Source organism: Maribacter sp. 4G9 (assembly GCF_002742265.1).
In the GTDB taxonomy this organism is placed as follows: Bacteria; Bacteroidota; Bacteroidia; order Flavobacteriales; family Flavobacteriaceae; genus Maribacter.
The window spans coordinates 23,233-32,582 of record NZ_MDGL01000063.1; the positions used below are offsets into that span (position 1 = coordinate 23,233).

The window sequence follows — 9,350 nt, forward strand, 5'->3', positions numbered from 1 at the left end:
CAACACCCTACAACATGGTCCCGCCGGAGGCCTCTATACGTTGCCCATTGATCCAACGGGCATCATCTGTACACAAAAACGCGACCAGTCCGCCAATGTCCTCAGGTTCCCCTACCCTTCCCAGGGCAGTTACGCTCGATACCATTTTTCGTTTCTGTTCATTGGTCTTGTTCTCCCCGTTACCAAAATCCGTAGCTACCGCACCAGGCGCTACCACATTGGCCCTTATTTTAAGCTCCCCAAGCTCCTTGGCCAAATAGCGTGTAAAGACCTCCACACCGCCCTTCATGGACGCATAGGCCGAGGACTTGGGAAAGGTGAACCGGGCCAAACCGGAGGAAATATTGATAATGCCACCGCCATCGTTCATACATTTTAAGGCCTTTTGGGTCAAAAAATAGACGCCCTTTAAATGAATGTTCATCATTTCGTCAAAATCCGCTTCGGTGGTTTCCACAAAGGGTTTGTAAATGCCCGTTCCAGCGTTGTTGATGAGAAAGTCGAAGTGGCTGCTCCCCATGGTTTCTTTAAGGCCTTCTTCCAATCGACCATAAAAGGCATCAAAGGTGGAAACATTGCTAGTGTCAAATTGTAGGGCAAAAGAATTCACCCCATATTTTTTTACCTGTGCCACCACATCCTCTGCTGCAGCTGCGTTGGAGTGATAGGTAATGACGACATCCAAACCCTTCCTTGCGATCTGAAAGGCCATATCTCGGCCCAATCCCCTACTTCCCCCAGTGATTACCGCTATTTTTCTTGTGCTCATAGGTATTGTTTTATTTTTTTACAAAGTTCGAAAAGATAGATCAAAAACCGTATTTAAATCCTTGGATACCAAAACCTAAGCCGTGTTTCGACCTAAAACAGGATCAATCAATATCTCCGTCAGCCAAATCATCGGGCTCTATATGGATGAGGACATGTTCCAAATTGGGCATGACCGACTTGAGGTGGTCCTGTAACCTGTGTGCAATGTCATGTCCATCCCGCACGGAAATATCAGCCTTTACCATGGCATGCAGGTCAATATGGTACTTCATGCCGGCCTTACGGATGTAACACTTTTCCGTTCCTTCTATACCTTCAACCTTCAGGGACTCGACCTTGATTTTTTCCAAAATATCATCATAGCGATGTTCGTCCATAATTTCGCCCAAAGCCGGTCTAAAAATAAGATAGCTGTTATAAAGGATAAAGCCCGATGCCAGTAAGGCCGCCCAATCGTCTGCCGTTTCGTAGCCCTTGCCAAAAATCAGGGCAATGGAAATCCCCACAAAGGCCATGACCGAGGTAATGGCATCGCTCCGATGGTGCCAAGCATCCGCCTTAAGTGAGGAACTATGGGTCTGCTTGCTTTTCTTTAGAACAATTCTATAGGAAACCTCTTTCCATAGTATAATGACACCCAGTACGATCAAGGTCCAAGGCTTGGGCACCTTATGGGGCGTACGGATGTTCTCGATGCTTTCATAGGCAATCACCGTGGCCGAGGTCACCAAAAAAGCAACCACCAAAAAGGTCACCAAAGGTTCAATTTTCCCGTGACCGTAGGGGTGGTTCTCGTCCGCCGGTCTTTTGGCATAGGTAAGCCCGAACAATACCAATAGGGAAGAAAAAATGTCCGTGGTGGACTCAATGGCATCGGCAATGAGGGCATAGGAGTTTCCAAAAAATCCCGCCAATCCTTTTATCAAGGCCAAACAGGTGTTTCCTATGATACTGAAATACGTGGTTCGTATGGCGCTTTGTTCGTTGGACATATTGCTTTGGATGCATCCCTCTAGACTATTGCAAAAATACCACCTTCCCTTCTTTTAGAGACCGCTTTACGTTGATAGTTTTAGGTAAAGGTCTTTGCCCTTTCCGATGTCGCTATTTTTAAAGCCCATAGGCCTTTCTGGCACTTGCGATCTGTTCCTCTTCCGTGGTTTCCGGATACAGGATATATTTGGGTGCGATAATGGGTTTTACATGTTCCACGCTTATTTTCGTGATGGTCGCAAAGGGAAATTTTCCTTCGGTCATTTGGGTGAGCAGGTTTTCCATATCGGGGAAATGGGTATGGGATTTCGTAAGAATTTCGGCCTTGCCCTTTACCTGAAAGCCCTTTTGTGCCAGAATATCCAAAAAGCTGACACATACCTTTGGATTGTGCTTTATGTTTTTTACCGATTGGGGCGAGGCGATATTCGCCACTATAACACAATCGTCGTTGTAATGGGTGAAAATCTCCTTGGGGGATACGTTGGGTGTATTGTCCTTGGATGTAGTGGCCAACCAGCACAACACACTTTTGTCCATGCACCGTTTTATTTCTTTGGATAGTTTCATGTTGAAAATTGACTATTGGCAAGCCAATTTACATTGAAAACAATTAAAAATCCCTTCATAAATAATTTGGGCTTAAGGTTTACTAAGTTCCTGAAACAAAACATATCTGGGCGGTCAGCGTCATCCGCGTCACTTTAATTCCAATAGCTCGAACAAATCCTTTTCCGCTATGGTTTCACCAATGAAATAGAAATAGCGCCAGCCGCCCTCAGGGGTATCGTTGTCCACCTCCAACCGCTCCGTTGGGGTCACGATCTTAAAACGCCTTCTTTCCGTATTGATGTAGGGAATTTGCAGACTATCCAGCACTTCCATCATCTGGGCACTGTACCACATGAGGTCGTCCATGGCGGTAAAAAAATCCTCTTCGCCCCATTTGAATTGCATGGCCTCCAACTGAAGGGAATCTGGGGAAACCCCCACCACGCTTCGTTCGTTCAGCTTTATTTCGTACAGCACTTCCTCTGGCCAAACGGTCTTGAACATTTCACAGACCACGAGCATATCCTCGGTTAATTTTTGACCACTTTCTTCCAAGGTGTTTTGAAAAAATGCACGGTGCGCCTTCTTCCATTGGGCCAGCGCGTCTACTTCCGTGCCCGTGTCCATGGCGGCATACGCAGCCGAAATCTGATTGAAGGGTACCGTATCCACCTGTATGATTTCAATGATGGCCTGTGCCGTACCGTCAAAATTGGTGATGATGCTTTTGGCGCCCACAGCGGGCAAATCTGCCCCGGCCTCCTGATACCAAGCATATAGCCCAGAAGAGGCCCTCTTTTTCCCGTTTATAACCAGTGCCACCAAGCGATCCGCGTCTTTTTGGTTATCGTGAAAAAACCAAGATTCTGGCATTTCATTGCTTTTCGCTTCTGGATGGGCTTGGCCATAGTCCTCCCACATGGCATATACCGTGGGGTCTATTTTTTGTGGCGCGGCAATCTGGGTTTTTGGATCGGGTTTGCAGCTAGCCAAAATGAATAGTAAGATAAAAGGAAGGTTTTTCATTTATTTATTATCACCGTTTGAGCTATGATTGCGTAGCGGACTTTCCCAACGGAAAATATCCGGGAGAAATCGTGCCCTGTTAATGTTCGATAGTTTTAAATTTAGCGAAAATGCAGCAATAAATTATAATAGCCGGTATTGGCTGCAGGTATTATTTATTATGCCATATTTGGCGCTTCAATTATTTCCCAAACATCTCTGTCTATTTCACTTAGAAAATTGTCAAATCTGTCTTTTTCCACAGCTATACAAAGCAAATCAGTTGGTCGTGAAAAACCAACATAGGCCATTTTAACTGAACTCTTATGACGAACTCTGTTGTCATTGAAACTATTTCCTAAGAATTGATTTGATAGTCTTTGAGATTCATAATTGCTATGATAGTAGGATTCCAAATACAAAGTCGCACAATGCGTTTGTCCTTTTACTGCGTGAACGCTGGTAATTTCAATTTCAAGTCCTTCTTCTTTGTAATGGTTAGTGGGTGCTAAAACTTCGGCATTGTCATTAGGAATATCGGCATTGTCAGTATGGATAAAGTCCGAACTTGCATAAATTGTTTTGTCAAACAGTGCAAGCATAATAGGAACGTATAATTTTATTCCGGTCCAAACATCTTCTGTTTTTTCTTGGATTATTCCGATTGACCAATTGTAAAGGTTCAAATTGAGTTCATCAAATTTTTGAATATCTTTGTCGTGAATAAAGTCAATGAGTTTTTTCTTTGTGAAAGGTCTGTCGTCTAAGGTGTTGATATTTTCTAAACGCAAGATTTTTAGAAAAGCGTTTAAAATGTTTTTACGCAAAGGTTCTAATGTTTGCTTTTTGTCGTAATACAGCAAATAACTTTTTAAGTTATCATAGTCTTGTTTGGGCTTTCCTTTTTCTTTCTTGAAGCCTTTATGATAATCTTCTAAACGTAGTTTTGTTGCATCATTTCTGCTTGCTTCATCGTCTTTCCACTCTGTATTCCAACAAACAACTTTTATCGGTTTTTCGGAATTTTCAAGTCCCTTTTCTTTTATAATTTGAGCAAAACAAGGAATAATGCTGCCGATGTTTGCAGTTTCGAAAACTAAAATATGTGGTTTTATTTCACATTCGTATTTTCCGACAATATCAAACGTTGCATCGCTGTACAAGGCAAATTTTTTTACTACATCGGCAATAGGTTTGCTAAGTCGTTGGCTACCATTTAATCGTAGTATATCTGCTCTGTCTTGCCAAACATCTGTTGCTTTTACAGAATTATAGATTGCTTGGTTTTTGTCGCCAATTCTTTGAATTTTTGAAAAGCTGTTTCCTTCATCATAAAATATCTTTTCCAGCAAATTGTACTGGTGTGTGTCCATATCTTGCATCTCATCTACAAAAACTAAAGGAAATCGTTTCTGCAAAATGGTTTTGATATTGGGTATTTCTTTCAAATAACATTCCGCTAAAAAATATGCATCGTCATAATTCAAAACGCCCGATAACAAAATTTGCTGTTTTATCGTTTTGAAAGTTTTGTATGATGCGGAATTGCTGTTACTTCTTAATATTATATTACCGTTCATTCCGTTTGTCAAATTCAAATCAATGTCAAAGCGGAAATTCTTAAATAAATTTTCGGGGTCGTGCTGATTATTTAACCAAGTTTTAGCAGCGGAATTTGGAAGATTGTTATAACGTTTCGTTGCAACTTCATTGTAAATTTCATGGTCAATTCTGTTTGGTTTTTTCTTGCACTTATGAATGTAAAATGGAATAGCCAAAAACTCATCAACAAAACTTTGTATTGTGCCAATAAAATTTGGATAGGAAAATAATCTAGGACAGTGTTTTTGAATTTTTTCTTTTATCTCGTCAATTGCTGCGTTGGTATGCGACAAAACCAAAATGCCCGATCCGCCAGCAAAAGGAAGTTTGCGTTCTAAAATAACCAACTTTGCCAGCAAAGCTGTTGTTTTTCCACTTCCTGGAACGGCCTGTAAATCAATTGTATTGAAATTGCGAATAAATGCTTTGCGTTCATCGTCAAAAGTTTTTCCCGCAGGTAACAGCAAACCTTCAGCATATTGAATTTCTTCGTCTGATATGTTAATTACCTGTGGCATATTTAATCGCTTTTACAAGGTAATGAACCGTGTCAGTTGTATCATCAACATTCAGAATTGTGTGAACTTCTTTTATTAAATCTTCATCAATAGCGTTTGCTATTTGATATGCAATTTCAGTTTTCTTTAATCCTTTATTGATTAGCTTTATTGCAAGTGCTTTTTCAAAATCGGTGTTCCAATCCGTTCCTGTGTGAATCGTTTTTACGGAGGTTTCAAATGTCGTTTTTAAACAGGCTGATTTAAACAAAGAATACTCCAAAGTCCAATTTGGTGCAGGAAAATATTTTACGCATTGCTCTGCTTTTCCGTTTATAGTTGCTAACTTTTCTTGTGTTTCCTGTTGTACGGTTTGAATTTCTCGTTTTACAAAATCATCTCCGTTTTTTTCATATTCTCTAATGTCGGAATCAGTAATTACGGCAACAGGAATTGTCATATTGGGTTCTCCTTGTCGCAAGTAAATTTTTGAGTAGTGGTCAAAACCTGTGTGTCCAATATTTACAATGGAAACGCCTTTTTCGGTTAAGTTTATTCCGATTGCATTTGCTATGCTGGGCAAAAGAATTTCTTCAGCCCAACCCTCCACTAAAATTACGCCTTTGGCAAAAAACAAATTGGCTTTTGTAGTATCTAAAAATTTTTCTAAAAACTTATAATTGTCTTTTCCCAACTTTGTGTAAGAATCGCCCATTGGAAAAGCGTTTGCGTTATTGCAAATAATCAAGTTTTCCAGTTTGAGTTTGGAAGCCAAATTCGGGCTGTGTATTGTAAGAATAAGTTGTATAATTTTTTGTTTTTGAAATGCTTCAATGACTTGCATTTGTGCCTGTGGGTGCAAATGTGCTTCCAATTCTTCAACCAAACCTAAACGTAAACCTGACCAATTTGATTTGGTTAAATGAAGTAATTCTGCAGCCATAAACAAACGGTTCAAAGTTCCTAAGCCCGGATTTGGTTCGCCCTTCAGTGTTAAAGAAAGTTTTTCAAGAATACTTTTGATATCAGTTGATGTTGATTCAAATTCGCCTTCGTTATCCTTGCTGTAAAAACTTTTAATGTAGCTGTCAATTTTATCCTTTATCTGTTTTCCCTCTGTGGCTTTAGGCTGACCTGCATCATCAATCCCATTGAAATAATTTTCCAATTCTTCTTTTAAACCCGAAAAGATTTTTATCAGATCATTGTCTTTCTCTTTTCCTTTAAATGCTTCATCGCTCAAAAGAATTTGTGACAAACGTGAATTCCGCTTGGCAATCAATTCGTTTTCGGCATCACGCAATGGTTTTAAGTAGGTTGCTTTCAGATATTCTTTTGCTTCTGCCGTAAGTAAATAGCCGTCTTCATCAATGCCAGCTTTTACATCGGTTGGAAATATTTTATTTGCTTGGCGTTTTACATCGTAATTGAGTTTTAAAAAAGGTTTTGCTTCTTCACCTGTTCCATTCCAACCCAACCATTCTGTAAAGTTTTTTGCTTCTTCGGGCACTAAACCTTCAAAGGTTAATTCTATACGAAAACGATTTGCTTCTTGGTGAAAATCTTTATCATTTACGCGAATATATTCGTAGCTGTGTGTTTTTAATACTAATTTGATTGCATCAATAATTGCAGTTTTACCAGAATCATTTTCTCCAATGATAACATTCAATCCATTAGTTAAGGTTAAATCTAAATGTGGGTTTGTTTGATAATCAGTTGAATCATCAGATCCGAATTTTCTAAAGTTCCAAAGTTTTATATTCGAAAGGTACATTCTTTATCTATAGTTGTTTATTTCGAAGGTTTTTAACTTGCTGCCAACAATTGTCTATGCGTACAATTACATTAAATGTCTTTTTTAGGGGAAGTGCCTTAAAAATCCTACAAATTATTGATTGGTGCAAATAAAGTTTTGGTATTTGGAGGGATAAGGGTAATTTGAGATTCTTCCTTCTGGCTATGCTCGTCATCAGAATGACAAAAAAGGGGTGTACTTAAATTCAGTTACTTTTAGCACCCCAAAAAAAAGCTCCCCTCCCTGAGTAGGGAGGGGTGTTCCGCGACAGCGGAACGGGGAGGGTCGGGATTTATAGACTATACTTTTTCCATCGCCGAAAAATTATCCAAAAAGGCTAGGCTGATGCTAGGATACTTGAAATCCAAGCAGTCCTTGGGCCACATCGCCCAGACCGTTTAGGATTATATCGGAATAGGTTGCAGGGCGATTTCCTTCAACAATCGCCAAGTCCTCCAGGATTTACTACCTATCCTATCATAGGCCGGTTTTGACTAAACACGTATTTGTGTTACATCGCCGCTACCGCCAGTTTGCAACTGGCGGCCGTAACGTTAAGCAGGCAAACCTAACCCATAAAACCCTTTCGTCAATTTTTAAAATCATGTGATTCCACGACGTTGCTGCCGTGGTTATGGCCTGTATTTCTTGTTGGTACGCCACTAGTCACAGACTAGCGGGAGCAGGGGGCATTTCGTTATTTTTATTCATTCAGTAATTTCTCATCCGTCATTATTCTAATTGCTTTTTCGGTTTCATTTTGTCCGTCAGTCATTGAGCCTGGAAGCATTATTAGTCTTTTCTTAATTTTCCCGTTATCATCTTCAAATAGAACTTCAAATCGAGAACGAGTAAGTCCGAATATTGCTTTTTTCAGTTTAATTCCTTTGATTTTATTTCTTTCAATTATCGGTGTTGTTGAATTGTTCAGACTTTTAAATATTCCGAAAATTAAAAACAAACCAATTATTCCGTATAATACCGAGATAGAAGTCTGTCCTTTTTGAAAACTACTAAATGCAGAGTAAAGCAGGAATAAAGAAAGTCCACCGTAAATTAATAATATTCGGCTGATATTATTTCCGACAGTCACTTTTGCTACGTTTCCAATTATTCCGTCTCTTGTTAGAATAATTTTGTCAGGTAAAATATGGCAAAATCCTGTTTTGGTTTTAAATGTATTTTTACTATCCATTTATTTTTTCAAAATCTTTAAAGGAGTCAAATAACTCTTTATGGTTATAGTCTAATTCATCTCTTTTTTCTTTAAACAGATTGACAACTAAAGACCAATTTTCCTTTTCTTTTTTCCAATAGTCGGCTTCACTTGTTAAAACACTTTTTAGTAAGTCTCCTTCATAAAAATCTCCTTCAGCCAATATGTTCTGCTTTAATTCTTCAACCGCAAGAGGAATTAGATAATTTAAGCCAATGTTCTGTCCAATCATTATCCTTAAATCTTCAATATCAAAATCTTTTAGTTGCTTTTTTCTTAATTTATGGCAAGTTGTTACTAAATGACTTGAATATTCAGATTCACTCCAAACATCTTTTTCAAGATTTTCCAAAGATTTATTTTTCCAATTATTTTCTAATTTCATTTAGTCTGTCTTAATGAATGCCAACGTATTCGTGTATGATTAGTTGCGTGTGTAAGTAACTAAATTAGCAAAAGAAAACGAACCAGAGGAAAATCCGTAAGATTTTCCAAGTAAGCGATAATCAAGCAATTGATTATACACGTCTTAAGTTTGATTCTCTTTAAATTGATGTGTTAATCAGAAAGAACAAAAGAGAGAATTAAGGTTACTATACACGGTGAAGCTTACGACTTCGACAACATTGATAATCCTCTCTCTTTTACTACTTAAATCACGTTCAGTTCTGTGAGACTTTAGATCTCGTTTTCAAGTTGTTGTGATACCAGTAGCTAGTTCTTTCATAAATCTTTTCTTATGAATAAATATAAAGAAACTTATGGAGTTGACATCAGTAAGGATGTCTTTGATGTACATGGTAGTAACAAAGGTCACGACCAGTATAAGAACGATGAAACTGGATTCAAGAAATACCTTAAAGAATTACCTGAAGGTTCATTGGTGGTAATGGAAGCTACTGGTTATTATCATTAC

Annotated in this window: 8 protein-coding genes; all 8 read right to left on the reverse strand. The window is 38.8% G+C overall.

Translation table 11 applies throughout. The features are described from left to right. Nucleotides 1-7: 7 nt before the first annotated feature. Nucleotides 8-769 carry an SDR family oxidoreductase gene (locus tag BFP75_RS08940; RefSeq protein WP_099544897.1) on the reverse strand — a complete coding sequence of 254 codons (762 nt, stop codon included), beginning with the start codon at nucleotides 767-769 and terminating at the stop codon, nucleotides 8-10. A gap of 103 nt (nucleotides 770-872) precedes the next feature. Continuing rightward, the gene (locus tag BFP75_RS08945; RefSeq protein WP_099544898.1) at nucleotides 873-1,763 is read right to left on the reverse strand and encodes a cation diffusion facilitator family transporter; all 891 of its coding nucleotides are present in this window, start codon (nucleotides 1,761-1,763) and stop codon (nucleotides 873-875) included. A gap of 118 nt (nucleotides 1,764-1,881) precedes the next feature. Then, nucleotides 1,882-2,334 carry a pyridoxamine 5'-phosphate oxidase family protein gene (locus BFP75_RS08950; protein WP_099544899.1) on the reverse strand — a complete coding sequence of 151 codons (453 nt, stop codon included), beginning with the start codon at nucleotides 2,332-2,334 and terminating at the stop codon, nucleotides 1,882-1,884. A 129-nt stretch (nucleotides 2,335-2,463) separates the two neighbouring features. Continuing rightward, nucleotides 2,464-3,342 (reverse strand): ASCH domain-containing protein, encoded by an 879-nt coding sequence (locus BFP75_RS08955; protein WP_099544900.1) that lies wholly within the window; start codon nucleotides 3,340-3,342, stop codon nucleotides 2,464-2,466. 158 nt (nucleotides 3,343-3,500) lie between these two features. Continuing rightward, nucleotides 3,501-5,441, reverse strand: coding sequence for a UvrD-helicase domain-containing protein (locus BFP75_RS08960; protein ID WP_099544901.1), 1,941 nt, complete (start codon nucleotides 5,439-5,441; stop codon nucleotides 3,501-3,503). Beyond that, the gene (locus tag BFP75_RS08965; RefSeq protein ID WP_099544902.1) at nucleotides 5,425-7,197 is read right to left on the reverse strand and encodes an ATP-dependent nuclease; all 1,773 of its coding nucleotides are present in this window, start codon (nucleotides 7,195-7,197) and stop codon (nucleotides 5,425-5,427) included. Before BFP75_RS08965 ends, BFP75_RS08960 begins: the two co-directional genes overlap by 17 nt. 724 nt (nucleotides 7,198-7,921) lie before the next feature. Beyond that, the gene (locus BFP75_RS08970) at nucleotides 7,922-8,413 is read right to left on the reverse strand and encodes a phosphoribosylaminoimidazolesuccinocarboxamide synthase (RefSeq protein ID WP_099544903.1); all 492 of its coding nucleotides are present in this window, start codon (nucleotides 8,411-8,413) and stop codon (nucleotides 7,922-7,924) included. Continuing rightward, nucleotides 8,406-8,819, reverse strand: a complete 414-nt coding sequence (locus BFP75_RS08975) for a contact-dependent growth inhibition system immunity protein (RefSeq protein WP_099544904.1) — start codon at nucleotides 8,817-8,819, stop codon at nucleotides 8,406-8,408. Before BFP75_RS08975 ends, BFP75_RS08970 begins: the two co-directional genes overlap by 8 nt. Between the last annotated feature and the right edge of the window lie 531 nt (nucleotides 8,820-9,350).